Origin of the sequence: Methylobacterium sp. 4-46 (assembly GCF_000019365.1) — a bacterium.
In the GTDB taxonomy this organism is placed as follows: Bacteria; Pseudomonadota; Alphaproteobacteria; order Rhizobiales; family Beijerinckiaceae; genus Methylobacterium.
On record NC_010511.1, the window covers coordinates 4,371,290 to 4,390,027 of the forward strand.

Sequence of the window (18,738 nt, forward strand, 5' to 3'; positions counted from 1 at the left end):
ATCGGCACGTCGTCGCGCGGACGGCTCGGCCGGCCCTCGGCGGCCTGCGGGACCGGTCCGCTCGCCCCGGACGACGGCGACCGGACCCCCTCATCCCCGATCCGCCAGATCCCTTCGGGATGGCGGATGTGGGCGTCGCTCAAGCGCCGCGCGGGCTTGTCATCCGCTGCGATCAACCGGATCCCGGATCAGGCCAGCGGGTTCTCCGCCGCGGGCCGGTCGTGGAGGTGGCAGGCGGCCTCCTGGTCGGGGGCGATCCGGCGCATCCGAGGCACCTCGCGCCGGCAGCGCTCGAACGCGAAGGGGCAGCGGGTGTGGAAGCGGCAGCCCGGCGGCGGGTCGATCGGGCTCGGCACGTCGCCCTTCAGCACGATGCGGTCGCGGGCGGCGCCCGGCTCGGGCACCGGCACCGCCGAGAGCAGCGCCGCGGTGTAGGGGTGCTTGGGAGCCGCGAAGATGCGGGCCCGCGCGGCGATCTCGACGATCTGGCCGAGATACATCACCGCGACCCGGTGCGTCATGTGCTCGACGATCGCGAGGTCGTGGCTGATGAACAGCAGCGCGAGGCCGAGATCCCGCTGCAGGTCCTGCAGCAGGTTCACCACCTGCGCCTTGACCGAGACGTCGAGGGCCGAGACCGCCTCGTCGCAGACGATCAGCGCCGGCTCGGGGGCGAGCGCCCGCGCGATGCCGATGCGCTGGCGCTGGCCGCCGGAGAATTCGTGCGGGTAGCGCGCGCCCGCATCCTTCGGCAGGCGCACGAGGTCGAGGAGGGCGGAGATCCGGGCGTCGAGGTCGCGGCCGCTCCGCGCGAGGCCGAAATTGCGCAGCGGCTCGGCCAGGATCTCCCGCACCCGCATGCGCGGATTGAGGCTGGAGAACGGGTCCTGGAACACCACCTGGATGCGCCGCCGCAGCGGCCGCATCGCGCCCGCCGAGAGGTCGTCGATGCGCTGGCCGTCGAGCACCACCTGGCCCGAGGTGGCGTCGGTCAGGCGCAGGATCGTGCGGCCGACGGTCGATTTTCCGCAGCCGGATTCGCCCACGATCGACAGGGTCTCGCCGCGCTCCAGCGTGAAGCTGACGCCGTCGACCGCCCGCACCGCGCCCCGGCGCAGGGGAAAGTGCTTGGTGAGGTCGTTGACTGCGAGGAGCGGCGGCTTCATGCGGCGGCCGCCTCCGCGGGGGCGTGGTGGCAGGCGGCGAGGTGGCCGGGCGCCTTGGGGGCGATCGCCGGCGCCACCGCCCGGCACAGGTCGGTCACGGCGGGGCAGCGCCCGGCGAAGACGCAGCCGGTGATGCGGCTCTTGAGGCTCGGCACCTGCCCGGGGATCTCGGCGAGCCGGGTCTGGCTCCCGCCGAGGGAGCTGCCGAGGCGCGGCACCGCGCCGAGCAGGCCCCTCGTGTAGGGGTGGCGCGGCCGCGCGAACAGGGCCTCGACCGGCGCCTCCTCGATCTTGCGGCCCGCATACATCACGATCACCCGGCTCGCGACCTCGGCCACCACCCCGAGATCGTGGGTGATCAGGATGATGGCGGCGCCGACCCGGCGCTTGAGGTCGCGCATCAGGTCGAGGATCTGGGCCTGGATGGTGACGTCGAGGGCGGTGGTCGGCTCGTCGGCGATCAGGAGCTTCGGGCTGCAGGCGAGCGCCATGGCGATCATCACCCGCTGGCGCATGCCGCCCGAGAGCTGGTGGGGGTAGCCCCGCACCCGCCGGGCCGGCTCCGGGATGCCGACGAGGCTCAGCATCTCGACGGCGCGCGCCTCCGCCCGGCGCCGGTCGAGGCCCTGGTGCAGCCGCAGGGTCTCGCCGATCTGGCGGCCCACGGTGAGGACCGGGTTGAGGCTCGTCATCGGCTCCTGGAAGATCATGCCGATCGCGTTGCCGCGGATCTGCCGCATGGCGCGCGGCGGCAGCGCCAGGAGATCGCGGCCCTCGAAGCGGATCGCCCCGGTCGAGCGCCCGACCCGCTCGGGGATCAGGCGCAGGATCGAGTTGGCGGTGACGGACTTGCCGCAGCCGGATTCGCCGACGATCGCCACGGTCTCGCCGGTCTCGACCTCGAACGACACCCCGTCCACCGCCCGGTTGATGCCGTCCGGCGTGCGGAAATGGGTCCGGAGGTTCTCGACTTCGAGGAGGGCCATGGCGGCTCCGCGGCGGGTCAGGATCGGAGGGAGGGGAGCCGCCGCGCGCCGCCCTCCCGGCGCGGGCGCGTCACAGCCGCTTGGCCATGCGCGGGTCGAGGGCGTCGCGCAGCCCGTCGCCGACGAGGTTCACGGCGAGCACGGTGAGCGACAGGAACAGGGCGGGGAAGAACACGATCGTCGGCTTCACCTGCCAGAGGGCGCGGCCCTCCGCCATGATGTTGCCCCAGGAGGGCGTGGTCGGCGGGGTGCCGGCGCCGATGAAGGAGAGGATCGCCTCGGTGATCATCGCCGAGGCGCAGATGTAGGTCGCCTGCACGGTGAGCGGCGCCAGGGTGCCCGGCAGGATGTGGCGCCCGATGATCGCCGGCACGGTGCTGCCGCTCGCCACCGCGGCATCCACGTAGGGCTGCTCGCGCAGGGACAGGACCACCCCGCGCACGAGGCGCGCGACGCGCGGGATCTCCGCCACGGTGATCGCCGCGATCACGTTCCCGACCGAGCCGCGGGTGAGCGCCATCAGGGCGACCGCGAGCAGGATCGGCGGGATCGCCATCACCCCGTCCATCACCCGCATGACGATTCCGTCGAGCGACCGCAGGAAGCCCGAGACGAGGCCGATCGCGAGCCCGATCCCGGAGGCGAGCGCCGCCACCGCGAAGCCGACGAGGAGCGAGACCCGGGCCCCGTAGATCACCCGCGAGTAGATGTCCCGACCGAGCATGTCGGTGCCGAACCAGTACTGCGCCGAGGGCAGCCGCGTGCGCCGCGACGGCGACAGGGCGGTCGGGTCGACGGTGAACAGGTACGGCGCCAGGACCGCGCAGGCCAGCATCAGCAGCAGGATCGCCGCCCCGACCGCCACCGCCGGGTGGCGCCGGATCAGGCCCGGGAGGCCGCCCCGGCGGCGCACCGGCGGGAAGAGGTCGGGCAGGTCCGGCGCCGCCGCGACCGGGCCGGAGGGGTCGACGGTCGCGCTCAATAGCGGATCCTCGGGTCGAGCAGCACGTAGACGAGGTCGATGCCGAGATTGACCAGCACGTAGCAGAAGCTGAACAGCAGCACGACGCCCTGGATCACCGGGTAGTCGCGGCGCAGGATGGCGTCGACGGTGAGCCGCCCGAGCCCCGGGATGACGAAGACGCTCTCGGTGACGACGGCCCCGCCGATCAGGAGCGCGATGCCGAGGCCGATCACCGTGACGATCGGCACCGAGGCGTTCTTGAGCGCGTGCACGAACAGGATGGCGCGCCGGCCCAGGCCCTTGGCGGTCGCGGTCTTGATGTAGTCCTGCGCCAGCACTTCGAGCATCGTCGCGCGGGCGATCCGGGCGATCAGCGCGATGTAGACCGAGCCGAGGGCGACCGCCGGCAGGATCAGGTTCTGCAGCCAGGGCCAGAACCCGGCCGAGAGCGGCGTGTAGCCCTGGACCGGCAGCCATTCGAGTTCGAGGGCGAAGACGTAGGCGAGCAGGTAGGAGATCACGAAGACCGGCACCGAGAAGCCGAACACCGCCAGCGTCATCACCAGCCGGTCGATCAGGCTCCCGGCCTTCCAGGCCGCCGCGACGCCGAGCGGCACCGCGACGGCGATCGACAGGACCAGCGTCACGACCATCAGCGACAGGGTCGGCTCGATGCGCTGGCGGATCAGCGCCGTCACCGGCAGGGCGGTGAAGATCGAGGTGCCGAGGTCCCCCTGCAGGATCTGCCAGGCCCACTCGCCGAAGCGCACCAGGAAGGGCCGGTCGAGCCCGAGGGTCGCCCGGATCCGGGCGACGTCGTCGGGCGTCGCCTGGTCCCCGGCGATGATCGCCGCCGGGTCGCCGGGCGCGATGTAGAGCAGGCTGAACACGAACAGGGCGACGACGGCCATCACCGGGATCGTCGCCAGGACCCGCCGTCCCGCATAGGCCAGCATGCGCGTCTCCGCGGGTTCACGCCGATTTCGACACGCCCCAGAAGAAGGGCAGGGGGCCCTTGGTGACGCCGCTCAGCGATGTCCGCCACGCCTGGTAGGTGAGGAAGAAGCCGGTCGGCACGTAGACCACGTAGTCGAGGGCGGCCTTGTTGAGGCGGCGCATGGCGGCCTTCTCGTCCTCCGGCGTCGCCGCCTCGAACCAGCCGGTGATCGCGGCCTCCACCGGCGGGCTGTCGGGCCAGCCGAACCACGCCTTGTCGCCGTTGGCCCGGATCGCCGTGTAGCCGACCGGGCTCAGGCAATCCGCCCCGGCATGCCAGGTGTGGAACATGCTCCAGCCGCCGTCCTTGGGCGGCGCCTTGGAGGCGCGGCGGGCGCCGACGGTGCCCCAGTCGGTCGCCACGAAGTCGACGTTCATGCCGAGCTTCTTGAGCAGGTCGGCGGTGACGTCGCCCTGCGCCTTGGTGATCGGCTGGTCCTGCGCCACCACGCAGGTCACCGGCTCGCCCTTGTAGCCGCTCTCGGCCAGGAGCTTCCTGGCCGCCGCGAGGTCGCCGCCGGGCTTGACCACCTCGCCGCCCTCCTCGTTGTAGAGCGGCGTCCCGGGCGTGAAGTAGCCGGGCAGCGGCTTCCACAGCGCGTCGTCGTCGCCGACGATCGCCCGCATGTAGTCCTCCTGGTTCATCGCCATCAGGACCGCGCGGCGCACCAGCTGGTTGTTGAAGGGCGGGTGCAGCGTGTTCATCCGGAACGAGCCGACGTTGCCGAGCGGGTCGGCGATGTCGACCTGGATGTTGCGGTTCTTCTTGAGCAGCGGGACGAGGTCGGCGATCGGGTTCTCCCACCAATCGACCTCGCCGTTCTGCAGGGCCGCCGAGGCGCTGGCCGGGTCCGGCATGATGATCCACTCGACCCGGTCGAAGGCGATCTGCTTGCCGCCCGCGAGCCAGGAGGCCGGCTCCTGGCGCGGGACGTAATCGGCGAAGCGCGTGAACACCGCCCGCGCCCCCGGCACCCACTCGTCGCGGGCGAAGCGCATCGGCCCGGAGCCGACATACTCGGTGATCTGCTTGAACGGGTCGGTCTGGGCGATGCGCTCGGGCATCACGAAGGAGCAGGGCGCGTTGTTCTTGGCGAGCGCCAGGAGCATCTTCGGGTAGGGCTTGGTCAGCACCCAGCGGAAGCTGCGGTCGTCGACCGCCGAGAGCTCCGCCTGGATCGCCCGGATCATCAGCCCCATCGGGTCGCGGGCCGACCAGCGCACGAGGCTCGCCACCGCGTCCCGCGCCCGCACCGGCTCGCCGTCGTGGAACTTCAAGCCCGGCCGCAGGGTGAAGGTCCAGGTCAGCCCGTCCGACGAGACGGTCTCGGATTCGACCATCTGGCGCTGGGGCCGCAGCTGCGCGTCGACCCCGTAGAGCGTGTCCCAGACCAGGGCCGCGGCGTTGCGCACCACGTACTGGGTCCCCCAGATCGGGTCGAAATTGGCGAGGTTCGCCTGCGGGACGAAGCGCAGGGTCTTGGCCGCGCCCTGGGCGAGGGCCGGGGCCGGGAAGGAGGGTCCGGCGGCGAGCGCGCCCGCGCCGGCCATTGCCTTCAGCAGCGATCTGCGATCCATGCGGGTCACCTCCCCTTCGGGGCGTCGGCTCGCGCCGCGCTCCGGCTGTCTCGGGCCTCCTCGGCAAGCAGAGCGCGTGCCAAGCTCAAGCGGGATGCCACCAGCGGCCCCCGACCACCACGCCCGACGAGGTCAGGCGCCGGTCGCCGGCGAGGTGCTCGCCCGTGGTGTCGACGTAGTCGAAGCGGCCCTCGTCGAGCCGCAGGATCGTGGCGTCGCCGACCGATCCCGGCCGCAGGGAGCCGAGTTCGGGCCGCCGCAGGGCCGTCGCGGCGTTCACGGTCGTGGCGGCGATCACGTCCGGCAGGCTCATGCCGAGGCAGAGGAACTTCGACAGGGTCGTGGTCTGGTCGAAGACCGGGCCGTCGATGCAGAGGGTGTGGATGTCCGACGAGATCGTGTCGGGCGGGAATCCGTTCGCCAGCATGGCCCGGGCGGTCTTGAAGGCGAAGGAGCCCTTGCCGTGACCGATGTCGAAGAGCACGCCGCGGCGGCGCGCCGCCACCACGGCCTCGCGCACCCGGCCCTGGCCGGAGAGGGGCGCGTTCGGGAAGGGCCGGAAGGCGTGGGTCAGCACGTCGCCGGGGCGCAGGCGCTCGACCACCTCCTCGTAGCTCGGGGGCGGGTGATCGATATGCACCATCATGGGCATGCCGACCTCCTCGGCGACCTGGAGCGCCGCCTCGAAGGGCTGCAGGCCCGAGCGGCCGGAGGCGTGCAGCCCGACCCGGACCTTGATGCCGACGACGACGTCGCGGTTCGCCTCCGCGACCGCCGCCGCCTCGGCCGGGGCCATCAGGCGGATCTCCTCGCTCTCCCCGACCATGATACTCTTCGAGAAGGCGAAGATGCCCGCGAAGGACACGTGCAGGTAGGCGAGGATGCGGACCGGCGAGGGCTCGATCACGTGCTTGCGGAAGCCGAGGAAGTTGCCCGGGCCGGCGCTGCCGGTGTCCACCGCCGTGGTGACGCCGCTGTCGCGGGCGAACTGCGCCGCGTCGATGCCGAGCGAGGTGCCGCCCCAGTAGACGTGCGTGTGCAGGTCGATCAGGCCCGGGACGACGATGAGGCCGCGCAGGTCGCGGACGTCCGGGCAGCCGGTCGTGTCGATGCCCTCGCCCAGGGCGGCCACGCGGCCGCCCGCGAAGGCGACGCGGGTGACCCGGTCGATCCCGGCGGAGGGGTCGATGACGCGCGCGCCATCCAGGATCAGCTCATGAGCCATCAGACGAACTCGGTCGAACCCGCGCTCAAGCGAGCATGGCGGACCGCTCTTGTCCAGCTTATCCCTTCGCCGCGACGCGCGCTGTCCTCGGATGACGGCCCCGGATCGGGTCCGTGATCCGCCGAACCGGCTCAGGCGGGGCGCCGGATCAGGCGCGGGCGCCAGATCCCCAGCACCACGTTGGCGGTCGCGACGGCGAGCAGCACCAGGAGCGTGCCGCGCTCCGGGCCGAGGGACTGGGCGAGGGTCGCGGGATCGATCTCGCCGGCGAGGGCGCGGGCGCTGCGCCGCGCCTCCTCCTGCATCGGCCCCTGCACGCCGACGAAGCCGTACTCGAAGAGCAGGATGCCGGTGGCGAGCTTGGCCCAGGCCCAGCCGGCGGCGTGGAAGCCCCGGTGCGCCGCGATGGCGAGGAGGCCCGCGACCAGCGTCACCGCCAGCGAGGGCAGGAAGATCCAGGTCGAGACGGCCGCCATCGCCTCGCGCATCAGCGCGTAGCCGGCGAGCGAGCGCGGCGAGGGCGCGACGCTCATCATCGCGACGAGGCAGGCCATCGCGCCCATCAGGCCGATCGAGCCCATCGTGTGCAGGAATTTCAGGAAGCGTCGCATCCGTCGCGTCCCCGGGACCTCGCTCGCGCGGGAGAGTATCCCACCTCGCCGCCGCCGGGGAACCGGGGCTTGCGCGCGATCCCCGCGCCGCGCCAGGGAGGAGGCCGCGCAGCGCACGACCGGAGCGGCCCGCGATCAGCATCGACACGGTGGCGGATCTCCTCCTCGCGGCCCGCGGCGGCGCGCGGGTTCCCTGGCGGGCGGTCGCCCCGGCCGATCCGGCCGGCGCCTACGCCGTCCAGGACGCGGTCGCCGCCCGGCTCGGTCCCGTCGGCGGCTGGAAGGTCGGCGCGGCGAATCCGGAGGCGGTGCCGAACGCCGCGCCGTGCCCGGCCGCTTGCCTGCGCGGGAGCGGAGCCGTGCTCGACGGGCCGGAGTGGCGCCTGCGGGGCATCGAGGCGGAGGTCGGGCTGCGGCTCGGGCGCGACCTCGACGGCGCGGCCCCGCGGGCCGAACTGGCGGCGGCGGTGGAGGCGGTCCTGCCGGTGATCGAGGTCGTGGAGACGCGCCTCGACGGCTGGGGGGAGGCCGACCCGCTCGCGCGGCTCGCCGATCTCCAGAGCCACGGCGCGCTGATCCTCGGCCCACCCTCCCGCCTCGATCCGGCGGCGCTCGACCTGCGCACCGTCGCGGCGGACCTCAGCGTCGACGGCCGGGCGGTGGCCGCGACGCGGGGCGGCAACCCGGCGGAGGATGTCTGGCGGCTGCTGGCCTGGCTCGCCGACCACGCCGCCGCGCGCGGGCGCCCGCTGCGCGCCGGGCAGGTCGTCACCACCGGCTCCTGCACCGGGATGCTGTTCTGCGCGCAGGGGACGCGGGTGGCGGCCGAACTCGCCGGGATCGGCGCGGTGGCGATGCGCTTCTGACGCCGCGGCTCCCGGCCCCGCGGCTCACCCGGCGTCCGCCTCCCCGAGATAGCGCTGCCGCAGGTGGCCCAGGAACGGCGCGCTGGAGAGGGGCTGGCCGGTCGCCGCCACGAGGAGGTCCTGCGTGTCGAGGAGGCTCGCCCGCTCGTGCACGTGGCGGCGCAGCCAGCCGACGAGGGGCGCGAAATCCCCCCGCGCGAGGCCGGGCCGGATCCCGGGTTCCGCCGCGCAGGCCGCCGCGAAGAGCTGCGCGGCCATCATCGCCCCGAGCGTGTAGGTCGGGAAATAGCCGAAGGAGCCGCCCGGCCAGTGGATGTCCTGCAGGCAGCCGAGGGCATCGTTCGGCACCGCGAGGCCGAGGAGGTCGCGCATTCCGGCGGCGAAGGCCTCGGGCAGGTCGGCGACCGCGAGGTCGCCCGCGATCATCGCGATCTCCAGCTCCGTCCGCAGCAGGATATGGGCCGGATAGGTGACCTCGTCGGCATCGACCCGGATGAGGCCGGGCGAGACCGCGGTCGCGAGGCGGGTCAGGTTCGCGGCGCTCCAGGCGGGCCCCTCGCCGGCGAAGTGCCGGCCGAGCAGGGGGGCGAGGAAGCTCAGGAATTCGGGCGAGCGGCCGGCCTGCATCTCGATGATCAGCGACTGGCTCTCGTGCAGGCTCATGCCGCGGGCCTGCCCGGCCGGCTGGCCCCGCCACGCCGCCGGTCGGCCCTGTTCGTAGAGCGCGTGCCCGGTCTCGTGCAGCACGCCCATCAGCGCCCGCATCACGTCGCGCTCGTCGTAGCGGGTGGTGATGCGCACGTCGTCGGCGGCGCCGCCGCAGAACGGGTGCAGGCTGACGTCGAGGCGCCCGCGCCGGAAGTCGAAGCCCGCGGCCCCCATCAGCGCGAGCCCCACCGCCCGCTGGGTCTCCACCGGGAAGGGGCCCGGGAGCGGCAGCGCGGGCGGGGCCGCCGCCTGGCGCGCGCGGACGGCCTCGATCAGCCCCGGCAGGACGGCGCGCAGCTCGGCGAAGAGCGGCTCGATCAGGCCGCGCCGCAGGCCCGGGTCGTAGGCGTCGAGGAGCGCGTCGTAGGGCGAGAGGCCGAGGGCCGCGCCCTTGGCCGCGCCGATTTCGCGCTGGAGCCGCAGCACCTCGGCGAGGTGGGGCGCGAGCAGGGCGAAATCCGACCGCGCCCGCGCCTCCCGCCACACCATCTCGGCCCGCATCACCGCGCGGGCATTGGCCTCCACGAGGTCGCGCGGGACCGCCGCGGCGTGCCGGCGCACCCGGCGCATCTCGCGCAGGTTGGCCCGCGCACCGGGGTCGAGGGGCTCCTCCTCGGCCCGGGCGAGCTCCTCGTCGAGGGCCGGGGCGGTCAGGAGGTCGTGGATCAGCCCCTGCAGGGCGGCGAGCTGGTCGGCGCGGCCCTCCGCGGCCCCGTCCGGCATCTGGGTGCGGGAATCCCAGTCGAGGATGCCCGCGGCGCCCTCCAGCGCCGCGATCCGCCCGAAACCCTCCGCGAGGGAGCGATATGCGTCCATGCCCCGATCGATCCCCTGGCTGCCGACCCGCCGCGGGTCCGGCTCGCCGACCCGCCCCGCCCTGGCTATCATCCCGGCGGCGGCGCGGCGACCCGGTCGGGCCCGGCCGCGACGCGGAGCGAGACCATGGAGGATCCCACCGGCCCGGCCCTCGATCTGGCGCGCCGCCTCGAGCGCGCCTGCCTCGATCACGGCCGCAAGGCCCTCGACCTGCACAAGGCCGCCGCCTCGGCCGCCCAGGCCCGGGACCTCTACGCGGCGCAGCAGGCCTACCGGACCGCCCAGGATTCCCTGAGGCTCGCCCAGGAAACCGTCGCGGAGGTGCTGGCCGCCGTCTCGGATTTCCTGAAGCCCCTGGGGAAGGACCGCGATCCGGCGCGGTGAGGCCTGCCGGATCGCCGTAACCGGCGTGCCGGTCCGGCGAAGACGGGGCGACGGGGCGGCCCCGCGGGGCGGGCGCCGTCCGAGGAGGCGTGATGGCGAGCGCGACCGAGCCGAGCGACGAGGCGCTGCTGCCGCGCCTGCGGGCGCGGGACGAGGCGGCCTTCCGGCTGCTGGTGCGGCGCCACCACGTCCGCCTCGTCGCGGTGGCGCGCGGGGCGGGGCTGCCGCCGGAGGCGGCCGAGGAAGTGGTGCAGGAATCCTGGATCGCCGCGATGCGCAACCTCGACGGCTTCGAGGAGCGCTCCGCCCTGCGCACGTGGCTCACCGGCATCGTGGTGAACCTCGCCCGCAAGGCGGCCCGGGCCCGGCGGCGCACGGCCACCTTCTCGGACCTCGCGCCCGCCGACGCGGAGGAGGACGGGTTCGACGCCGACGCCTTCCTGGCCGACGGGCACTGGCGCCAGCCGCCCTGGCACTGGTCGGAGGTCGATCTGGAGCGGGCGCTGGCGGGGCGGCAGGTCTGGGCCGCGGTCGAGGCGGCGATCGCCGCGCTGCCGCCGCTCCAGGCCTCGGTGCTGCGCCTGCGCGACGTCGAGGGCTTCGGGGCGCGGGAGACCGAGGGCCTGCTCGGCCTCAGCGAGGCGCGCCAGCGGGTGCTGCTCGACCGGGCGCGGTGGCGCGTGCGCGCCACCTTCGAGCGCCTGACCCGCGAGGCGCCCCTGCGCAGTGCCTCGTGACCGGAACAGGGGGATGCCGATGATGCGATGCCGCGAGGTGGCGGAGCGGGCCGGGGCGGTGCTCGACCGTGAGGCGGACCTGCCGACCCGGCTGCGGGTGCGGCTGCACCTCGCCGCCTGCGCGCCCTGCCGCCGCTTCCTCGCGCAGATGCGGGCCGCCCGCGCCCTGCTGCGCGGCGCCGCGCCGCCGCCCCTCGACCCGGCCCGGGAGGAGGCCCTCGTCGCCCGGGTCCTGGGTGGGGAGCCCCGCGGCGACGAGGGCGCCTGACGCCCCGGCGCCGGTCAGGGTGCCGCGCCGCGCCACGCCGCCGCCACCGCTTCCAGGCTGGTCGCGGGCAGGTCCCGGCGGATCGCCGCCGGGCTGCGCGAGAAGCGCGGCGCGGGGGCCGGCTGCATCACCCCGTCGACCTCCAGGTAGGTCCCGCGGGCCGCGAGGTGCGGGTGGGACGGCGCCTCGCTCAGGGTGAGGACGGGGGCGAGGCAGGAATCGGTGTCCTCCAGCAGGCGGCACCACGCGTCGCGGGTCCGGGTCAGGAACAGGGCCTCGAGCCGCCGGTGCAGGGCCGCGCCGTCGCGGTCGTCGAAGGCGGGATCGTCCTCCAGCCCGACCCGGCGCCGGAACTCGGCGAAGAAGTGCGGCTCCAGCGCCGCGAGGGCGACGAAGCGGCCATCCGCGCAGGCGTAGGTCCGGTAATAGGCCGTGCCGCCGTCGAGCAGGTTGGCTTCCCGCGCCTGCGTGCCGAGGCCCTGGGCCGCGAAGTCGCTCGCCATCGCCATCAGCGAGGCGGCGCCGTCGCAGATGGCGCAATCCACCACCTGCCCGTGCCCCGTCCGCCGGGCCGAGAGGATCCCGGCCAGGATCCCCATCGCGAGGTAGAGCGCGCCGCCGCCGAAATCGCCGACGAGGTTGAGGGGCGGCACCGGGTGGCTCTCCGGCCCGATCGCCGCGAGGGCCCCGGTCACCGCGATGTAGGTGAGGTCGTGCCCGGCGCGCGCCGCGAGCGGCCCCTCCTGGCCCCAGCCGGTCATCCGCCCGTAGACGAGCCGCGGGTTGCGGGCGAGGACCACCTCCGGCCCGAGGCCGAGCCGCTCCATCACGCCGGGGCGAAAGCCCTCGATCAGCGCGTCGGCCTCGTCGAGGCAGGCGAGCACGCGGGCGCGGTCGCCCGGCGCCTTGAGGTCCGCCGTGACGGTGCGGCGCGAGCGGGTCAGCACGTGGCGGGAATAGGGATCGGCCCCGCCGGGCCGGTCGACGCGCAGGATGTCGGCGCCGAGATCGGCGAGCAGCATGGCCGCGAAGGGGCCGGGGCCGATCCCGGCGAACTCGACGAGGCGCAGCCCCGCGAGGGGCCCGGTCGCGGCGGGCGGGGCAGGCGGGGTCATGGCGCGGCAAAGCTCCCTGCGGCGCTCCCCGGCGGCGCCGGGCCGGTTCGGCGGGGGAGCGGGGTGTTCGGCGGCCCGGGCCCGCCGGCCTTCCTGGCCGGCGCCCGCCCGCATGCTACAGGATCGGGCCTGAGCGAGGGCAAGGATTGGTTCGCGCCCTCGCCGCCGGGAGGCCGCCGATGCTGTCAGACGACCAGATCCTCATCCGCGACACGGCCCGCAGCTTCGCGCAGGCGCGCCTGAGGCCCTTCGCGGCGGAGTGGGACCGGGACTCCCGGTTCCCGCGCGAGGCCGTCGCGGCCCTGGGCGAACTCGGCTTCCTGGGCATGCTGGTGCCGGAGGCCTATGGGGGCTCGGCCGTGGACCACGTCTCCTACGCGCTCGCGATCGAGGAGATCGCGGCGGGGGACGGGGCGGTCTCGACCATCATGAGCGTCCACAATTCGGTGGCCTGCGTGCCGATCCTGCGCTTCGGCACCGAGGCGCAGAAGGAGCGTTTCCTGGTGCCGCTGGCGCGGGGCGCGCAGCTCGGCGCCTTCTGCCTGACCGAGCCGGGGGCCGGGTCGGACGCGGGCGCCGTCACGGCGCGGGCGCGGCGCGTCGGCAACCGCTACGTCCTCTCGGGCACCAAGCAGTTCATCACCTCGGGGCGCAGCGCCGACCTCGCCATCGTCTTCGCGGTGACCGATCCGGAGGCCGGCAAGAGGGGCATCTCGGCCTTCATCGTCCCGACCGCCACCCCGGGCTACCGCGTCGCCCGGATCGAGCACAAGCTCGGGCAGCGCGCCTCGGACACCGCCCAGATCGTGTTCGAGGACATGGAGCTGACGCCCGACCTGCTGCTCGGGCAGGAGGGAGAGGGGCTGCGGATCGCCCTCTCCAACCTGGAGGGCGGGCGAATCGGCATCGCCGCCCAGGCGGTCGGCATGGCCCGGGCCGCCTTCGAGGCGGCCCTCGCCTACGCGGGCGAGCGGGAGACCTTCGGGCAGAAGCTCACCGCCCACCAGGCGGTGGCCTTCCGCCTCGCCGACATGGCGACGCGGATCGAGGCGGCGCGGCTCCTCGTGCACAACGCCGCGCGGCTGCGCGATGCCGGGCAGCCCTGCCTGAAGGAGGCCGCGATGGCCAAGCTCTTCGCCTCCGAGATGGCCGAGGCCGTGTGCTCGGACGCGATCCAGATCCACGGCGGCTACGGCTACCTGGCGGATTATCCCGTCGAGCGCATCTACCGGGACGTGCGCGTCTGCCAGATCTACGAGGGCACCAGCGACGTGCAGCGCATCGTGATCAGCCGGGCGCTGACGGGCTGAGCGGCGGCAGCGCCGAGGCCGGGCGATTCGCCCCGACCGGCACCGGGATGGCGCGGTCCCGGATCCGGTTCGGGCGCGGTCCGAGGTATGGGTCCGATCCGGCGGCGTGACCCCTCCCGCGCGGCGGGCGCGGGGACCTGCGCGACCCGAGCCACCCCGAAGAGGCGCCGCGCGCCCAGGATGATCCTGGCAGAGCGCCGCGGCCAGGGCGCTTGTGATCGACGAGAGAGTGCCGCGGAAGCGATGAGGTCGGGCTGTCCGCCCCGACTGACCCTGCTGAGAAGCAGGACCGACTGCCCGCTTCAAGGTCGATCGCCCCGCATTAATTTCATATGAACCATATTTCCGCTTTGCCGCGGGATCGCAGCGGTCATGCAAACGGGTGCGGGAACGGCACAGAACGGTCGAGCCGACCCGAAACCACTTGTTATCCTTAACGGCATTTTAACCCCGCGTGCGACAAAGATCGTCCCGCGACGACCGGGGCAGGCCGCCGCCGCCTCCCGCCGCACAGGCGGCGGCCGGCAGCAGGGCCCGGAAGACCCGACACGATTCGATCCTTCGCCAGCGCGAGCGGCCCGGAGCGGGGCGCTCCAGGAGGGCAACCTTGACGAGCCTGCTGACCAACTCCGCCGCGATGACGGCGTTGACCACGCTGAAGTTGATCAACGCGAACCTCGACACCACGAGCAACCGGGTGTCGACGGGCCAGCGCGTCTCGGCCGCGGCCGACAACGCCGCCTACTGGTCGATCGCGACCGCGGTGCGCTCCGACAACGCCTCGCTCGGCGCCGTGAAGGACTCGCTCGGCCTGGGGGCCTCCGCGGTGGGGACGGCCTATAACGGCATCAATAGCATCATCTCGGACCTGCAGAACATCCGGGCCAAGCTGCAGACCGCCCTCCAGGGCGGGACCGATCGCAGCAAGGTGCAGACCGAGATCTCCGCCATCCAGAACAAGATGAAGGCCACGGCCGACTCGTCCGTGTCGAACGGAGTGAACTGGCTGTCGGTGGATTCCTCGGCCACGAACGCGCGGTTTCGTCCGGTGGAGAGCGTGGTGGCGGGCTTCGCGCGCAATGCCGCCGGCACCGTCTCGTTCTCGACCATCGACGTCAACGTGAACGCGATCAAGCTCTACGACGTCAACGCGACCAGCATCACCTCGGCGGCGACCCAGGCGCAGTTCACGGCAGGCCAGTCGCTCACCGGGACGCCGCTCTTCACGAACGGGACGGCCGACTTCTCGGGCACGAACGAGGTCAACTTCACCCTCCAGATCGACCGGCTCGGCACCGCGGGTGGGGCGGCCGGAACGGCCGCGGGCGCCTATGGCGGCAAGGTGAACATCGTCCTGAACAATTCGACGCTGATAACGGCGGCAAACGATCGCTCGAAGGTCACGACGGACGAATTCCTGAGAGCCATCAACAACGTCATCGGCGCGAGCACGTTGCCCCAGACGGGAGCCGGCGGCTCCGCGGTGGCGATCACGACGGGCGGGCTGAAGGGCCTGATCACCGCCGCCCTCGATTCCTCGGGCCGGCTGGTCTTCCGCACCACGGATACCGGCGCGACCCTGACCGCCACCCTGACCGTCGGGACCGCCACGGCGGGCAACACGCTGAAGGATTTCGGCTTCGGCACGACGGCGGGGCTCGCGGCCACCGGCAAGGGCACGGATGCGGGAACCACCACGGCCCGCGGCATCATCGACACGAGCGTCGGCAGCTACGATGCCTCCTTCGGCGGCGGCAGCTACTCGATCGCCAATTTCGACATTTCGAAGCTGGTCGGGACGGCCGGCGACAGCAACCTCAAGGACATTATCGCGGCCGTCGACAAGGCCCTGGCGGCGGTCACCGATGCCGGCACCAAGCTCGGCGCGGGCAAGAACCAGATCGAAGGCCAGACGAGCTTCGTCGACTCGCTCATGAAGGCGAACACCGCCACGATCGGCACCCTGGTCGACGCCGACATCGAGGAGGAATCGACGAAGCTGAAGGCGCTGCAGACGCAGCAGCAACTCGCCGTCCAGGCGCTCAGCATCGCGAATTCCTCAGGGCAAGCCCTGCTCACCCTGTTCCGCTAAGCTCCATTCCGCCGGCCGGTGCCGATGCGGTCACCGGTTCGGCAGCCCGATGACGCGGAGACGGGACGTACGGGCGGACTGGTCCGAGGCCATTCGGCTCGGGACGACATCGCCCCGCAGCCCCGATCCCGCCCCGCACCGCCGGCGGTGTCCGCGCGTCGGGGCGGTCCTGCCGGGCCGCGGCCTCGCGCCGGCGCGATGGCAATCAGGGGGAGCGGGAAGCGCAGGCGGTCCGTCCCGTCGCGCGCAGACGGCAGGATCACGGCCGTCCGTGCCGCAGCGGAGGGCGCCCCCTTCGGAGGGCCTTCGCATCCACAATCTTCAGGACAATCCGGGCGGCATTTCGGCTCGCCCTCCTGATCGACCTTGCCACCAATGCCCTACGCTTCGGTAAGGAAGTTGGTGGAGCTGAGGGGATTCGAACCCCTGACCTCCGCAGTGCGATTGCGGCGCTCTCCCATCTGAGCTACAGCCCCGGCGAGGCGGGGGCCTTGTAGGCCGGCCCGCTTCACCCTGTCAATTCCCTTCCCGCTCCGAACCGCACGCCGTGCCTTCTCGGGCGACGAGGACCTACGGACCGCGCATGCGCTCGCTTCTCTGGCTCATCGACAACGTCATCACGCTCTACGTCTATCTCCTGATCGCGAGCGCGGTCCTGAGCTGGCTCGTCGCCTTCAACGTCGTGAACGTCCGCAACCCCATCGTCTCCCAGATCGAGGATTTCCTGTTCCGGGTGACCGATCCGGCGCTGCGGCCGATCCGGCGCATCCTGCCGAATCTCGGCGGGATCGACATCTCGCCGATCATCCTCGTCCTGCTCCTGTTCTTCCTGCGCAACCTGATGTTCGAACTCTTCGCGACGCTGGCCTGACATGACCCGGCCCTGGCGCCTCCTGACGGACGGGCTCGAAGTGCGGGTGCGGGCGACCCCGCGGGGCGGCCGCGACGCCGTCGAGGGGATCGAGACCCGCGCGGACGGCCTGCCGGTCCTCAAGGTCCGGGTGCGGGCAGCCCCCGAGGACGGGGCCGCCAACGCGGCGATCCGCGCCGTCCTCGCGGAGGCGCTCGGCTGCCCCGCCCGCGCCGTCACCCTGGCGGCGGGCGCCACCGCGCGGGTGAAGCTCTTCCGCGTGGCCGGCGACGGCCAGGCCCTGGCTGCCCGCATCGGCGCCCTGCTCGGGCCCTGACGAAAGGCGTATCGCACCGCGCCGCGCCGCGGTGCGACAAGGCGCCGAGCTCCGCACGCTCCTCCGAGGGACGACGATGAAAACGAATCCGGGCCGGTTCTTCGAGGATTTCCGCCTCGGCGAGACCATCCGCCACGCCACGCCCCGCACCGTGACCACCGGCGACGTGGCGCTTTACACCGCCCTCTACGGGCCGCGCTTCGCGGTGCAATCCTCGGACGCCTTCGCGCGGGCCTTCGGCTACGAGCGGGCGCCCCTCGACGACCTGCTCGTGTTCCACGTCGTCTTCGGCAAGACGGTCCCGGACATCTCCCTCAACGCGCTCGCCAATCTCGGCTACGCGGAGGGCCGCTTCCTGCGGCCGGTCTATCCGGGCGAGACCCTGTCCTCGGTCTCGGAGGTGATCGGCCTCAAGGAGAGTTCGAACCGCCAGACCGGCGTGGTCTACGTGCGCTCGACGGGCTACGACGCGGGCGGGGCGCCCGTCCTGACCTATTGCCGCTGGGTGCTGGTGCGCAAGCGCGACCCCGCCGCGGCGATCGCCGAGGAGGCGGTGCCGACGCTTGCCAAGGCGGTCGAGGCCGCCGACCTGGCCGCCTCCCTGCCGCCCTTCGATCCGGCCGCCTACGACACGGTTCTGGCGGGCAGCCCGCACCGCTTCGGCGACTACGCCCCGGGCGAGCGCATCGACCACGTCGACGGCATGACCGTCGAGGAGGCCGAGCACCAGATCGCCACCCGCCTCTACCAGAACACCGCCAAGGTCCATTTCGACGCGCACGCCGTGAAGGAGACGCGGTTCGGGCGGCGGCTGATCTATGGCGGCCACGTCATCTCGCTGGCGCGGGCGCTCAGCTTCAACGGGCTGGCCAACGCGTTCTCGATCGTGGGGATCAATGCGGGCCGCCACGTGGCGCCGCTCTTCGCGGGCGACACCGTCTACGCCTGGAGCGAGGTGCTCGCCGCCGCCGACCTGCCGGGCCGCAGCGACGTCGGGGCCCTGCGCCTGCGCACGGTCGCGGCCAAGAACCAGCCCTGCGGCGCCCATCCGGACCGCGCCGGGGACGGGTACGACCCCGCGGTCATCCTCGACCTCGATTACTGGGCGCTGATGCCGAAGTGAGCGGCGGGGGCCTCAGGCGTCGCCGCTCCCGGCCGTGAAGCGCCGGAAGGCGTCGAGGGTCTCGCGGCTGACATGGTGCTCGATGCCCTCGGCGTCGCAGCGCGCCACGTCCGGGCTCACCCCGAGGGCCAGCAGGAAGGCCTCCACGACCCGGTGGCGCTCGCGCGATTCCGTCGCGAGCGCCCGGCCCGCCTCGGTCAGGAAGACGCCCCGGTAGGGGCGCTGCTGCACCAGCCCGTCCTCGGCGAGGCGCTTGAGCATCTTGGCGACGGTCGGCTGCGCCACGCCGAGGCGCGCCGCGATGTCCACCTGCCGGGCCTCGCCCGTATCCCCGATCAGGTCGGCGATCAGCTCGACGTAATCCTCCACCAGTTCGAGCCGGCGCGCCTCGCGCACCTGCCGGAAGCCGGCCGAATGCCGCTCGGCGTCGACGAGGCCGGTCTCATCCTGGGGGTCGCGCGCCGGAGGGCTGTCCGCCGCGTCGTCGTGGGGCAGGTGCTGCATGGGTCGGGACGATCCACCTCGGGGTCGGCTGCGCGTCGCGCGCCCTTCTTAGACGAGGGGGCGGCGGGTGTGCAGGGGGACGAGTCCGCGGCCGGGAACAAG

General features: G+C 73.3%; 19 protein-coding genes and 1 tRNA gene. 9 read left to right on the plus strand and 11 right to left on the minus strand.

Features of this window, described 5'->3' with window-relative positions; translation table 11 throughout:
- Positions 1-188 precede the first annotated feature (188 nt).
- The 7 genes from M446_RS18785 to M446_RS18815 form a co-directional block, all read right to left on the minus strand.
- Positions 189-1,166, minus strand: a complete 978-nt coding sequence (locus M446_RS18785) for an ABC transporter ATP-binding protein (protein ID WP_012333685.1) — start codon at positions 1,164-1,166, stop codon at positions 189-191.
- Positions 1,163-2,152 (minus strand): ABC transporter ATP-binding protein, encoded by a 990-nt coding sequence (locus M446_RS18790; RefSeq protein WP_012333686.1) that lies wholly within the window; start codon positions 2,150-2,152, stop codon positions 1,163-1,165. Before M446_RS18790 ends, M446_RS18785 begins: the two co-directional genes overlap by 4 nt.
- Positions 2,153-2,222: 70 nt before the next feature.
- Positions 2,223-3,134: an ABC transporter permease gene (locus M446_RS18795; RefSeq protein ID WP_012333687.1), complete on the minus strand. Its 912-nt coding sequence runs from the start codon at positions 3,132-3,134 to the stop codon at positions 2,223-2,225.
- Positions 3,131-4,072, minus strand: a complete 942-nt coding sequence (locus M446_RS18800; RefSeq protein WP_012333688.1) for an ABC transporter permease — start codon at positions 4,070-4,072, stop codon at positions 3,131-3,133. The genes M446_RS18795 and M446_RS18800 overlap by 4 nt, the downstream gene beginning before the upstream one ends.
- A 16-nt stretch (positions 4,073-4,088) precedes the next feature.
- Complete coding sequence (locus tag M446_RS18805; protein ID WP_012333689.1) at positions 4,089-5,690, minus strand: ABC transporter substrate-binding protein; 1,602 nt, start codon at positions 5,688-5,690, stop codon at positions 4,089-4,091.
- An 85-nt stretch (positions 5,691-5,775) separates the two neighbouring features.
- The gene (locus M446_RS18810; RefSeq protein ID WP_012333690.1) at positions 5,776-6,915 is read right to left on the minus strand and encodes an amidohydrolase/deacetylase family metallohydrolase; all 1,140 of its coding nucleotides are present in this window, start codon (positions 6,913-6,915) and stop codon (positions 5,776-5,778) included.
- A 131-nt stretch (positions 6,916-7,046) separates the two neighbouring features.
- Complete coding sequence (locus tag M446_RS18815) at positions 7,047-7,526, minus strand: hypothetical protein (protein WP_012333691.1); 480 nt, start codon at positions 7,524-7,526, stop codon at positions 7,047-7,049.
- A gap of 149 nt (positions 7,527-7,675) precedes the next feature.
- On the opposite strand from M446_RS18815, the gene M446_RS18820 reads away from it, so the two are divergent.
- Positions 7,676-8,392 carry a 2-keto-4-pentenoate hydratase gene (locus tag M446_RS18820; RefSeq protein WP_012333692.1) on the plus strand — a complete coding sequence of 239 codons (717 nt, stop codon included), beginning with the start codon at positions 7,676-7,678 and terminating at the stop codon, positions 8,390-8,392.
- 24 nt (positions 8,393-8,416) lie between these two features.
- Here the strand turns inward: M446_RS18820 and M446_RS18825 are convergent, their stop codons facing one another.
- Entirely contained in the window at positions 8,417-9,916 is a 1,500-nt protein-coding gene (locus M446_RS18825; RefSeq protein WP_012333693.1) for a carboxypeptidase M32, read from the minus strand.
- Positions 9,917-10,042: 126 nt separating this feature from the next.
- On the opposite strand from M446_RS18825, the gene M446_RS18830 reads away from it, so the two are divergent.
- The 3 genes from M446_RS18830 to M446_RS18840 all read left to right on the plus strand — a co-directional run bounded on the left by M446_RS18830 (position 10,043) and on the right by M446_RS18840 (position 11,305).
- Positions 10,043-10,300, plus strand: coding sequence for a hypothetical protein (locus tag M446_RS18830; RefSeq protein ID WP_012333694.1), 258 nt, complete (start codon positions 10,043-10,045; stop codon positions 10,298-10,300).
- A gap of 92 nt (positions 10,301-10,392) precedes the next feature.
- The gene (locus tag M446_RS18835) at positions 10,393-11,037 is read left to right on the plus strand and encodes an RNA polymerase sigma factor (RefSeq protein ID WP_012333695.1); all 645 of its coding nucleotides are present in this window, start codon (positions 10,393-10,395) and stop codon (positions 11,035-11,037) included.
- Between the two features lie 13 nt (positions 11,038-11,050).
- Positions 11,051-11,305: a zf-HC2 domain-containing protein gene (locus M446_RS18840; protein ID WP_012333696.1), complete on the plus strand. Its 255-nt coding sequence runs from the start codon at positions 11,051-11,053 to the stop codon at positions 11,303-11,305.
- Positions 11,306-11,319: 14 nt separating this feature from the next.
- Here M446_RS18840 and M446_RS18845 read toward each other — a convergent pair whose 3' ends face one another.
- The gene (locus tag M446_RS18845) at positions 11,320-12,420 is read right to left on the minus strand and encodes a CaiB/BaiF CoA transferase family protein (protein ID WP_012333697.1); all 1,101 of its coding nucleotides are present in this window, start codon (positions 12,418-12,420) and stop codon (positions 11,320-11,322) included.
- Between the two features lie 179 nt (positions 12,421-12,599).
- Between M446_RS18845 and M446_RS18850 the strand changes: the two genes are divergently transcribed.
- Together M446_RS18850 and M446_RS18855 are read left to right on the plus strand one after the other, a co-directional pair.
- Entirely contained in the window at positions 12,600-13,730 is a 1,131-nt protein-coding gene (locus M446_RS18850; protein ID WP_012333698.1) for an acyl-CoA dehydrogenase family protein, read from the plus strand.
- A 607-nt stretch (positions 13,731-14,337) separates the two neighbouring features.
- Positions 14,338-15,822 (plus strand): flagellin, encoded by a 1,485-nt coding sequence (locus tag M446_RS18855; protein ID WP_012333699.1) that lies wholly within the window; start codon positions 14,338-14,340, stop codon positions 15,820-15,822.
- A gap of 400 nt (positions 15,823-16,222) precedes the next feature.
- On the opposite strand, the gene M446_RS18860 is transcribed toward M446_RS18855, so the two are convergent.
- Positions 16,223-16,298, minus strand: a tRNA-Ala gene (locus tag M446_RS18860).
- Positions 16,299-16,405: 107 nt separating this feature from the next.
- Here M446_RS18860 and M446_RS18865 point away from each other — a divergent pair.
- From M446_RS18865 to M446_RS18875, 3 genes are all read left to right on the plus strand, one after another.
- On the plus strand, positions 16,406-16,693 hold the full coding sequence (locus M446_RS18865) for a YggT family protein (protein ID WP_012333700.1): 288 nt from the start codon (positions 16,406-16,408) through the stop codon (positions 16,691-16,693).
- 1 nt (position 16,694) lies between these two features.
- The gene (locus tag M446_RS18870; RefSeq protein WP_012333701.1) at positions 16,695-17,009 is read left to right on the plus strand and encodes a DUF167 family protein; all 315 of its coding nucleotides are present in this window, start codon (positions 16,695-16,697) and stop codon (positions 17,007-17,009) included.
- Between the two features lie 76 nt (positions 17,010-17,085).
- Positions 17,086-18,132, plus strand: a complete 1,047-nt coding sequence (locus M446_RS18875) for a MaoC family dehydratase (protein ID WP_012333702.1) — start codon at positions 17,086-17,088, stop codon at positions 18,130-18,132.
- Between the two features lie 12 nt (positions 18,133-18,144).
- Here the strand turns inward: M446_RS18875 and mntR are convergent, their stop codons facing one another.
- Complete coding sequence (gene mntR / locus M446_RS18880; RefSeq protein ID WP_012333703.1) at positions 18,145-18,636, minus strand: manganese-binding transcriptional regulator MntR; 492 nt, start codon at positions 18,634-18,636, stop codon at positions 18,145-18,147.
- Between the last annotated feature and the right edge of the window lie 102 nt (positions 18,637-18,738).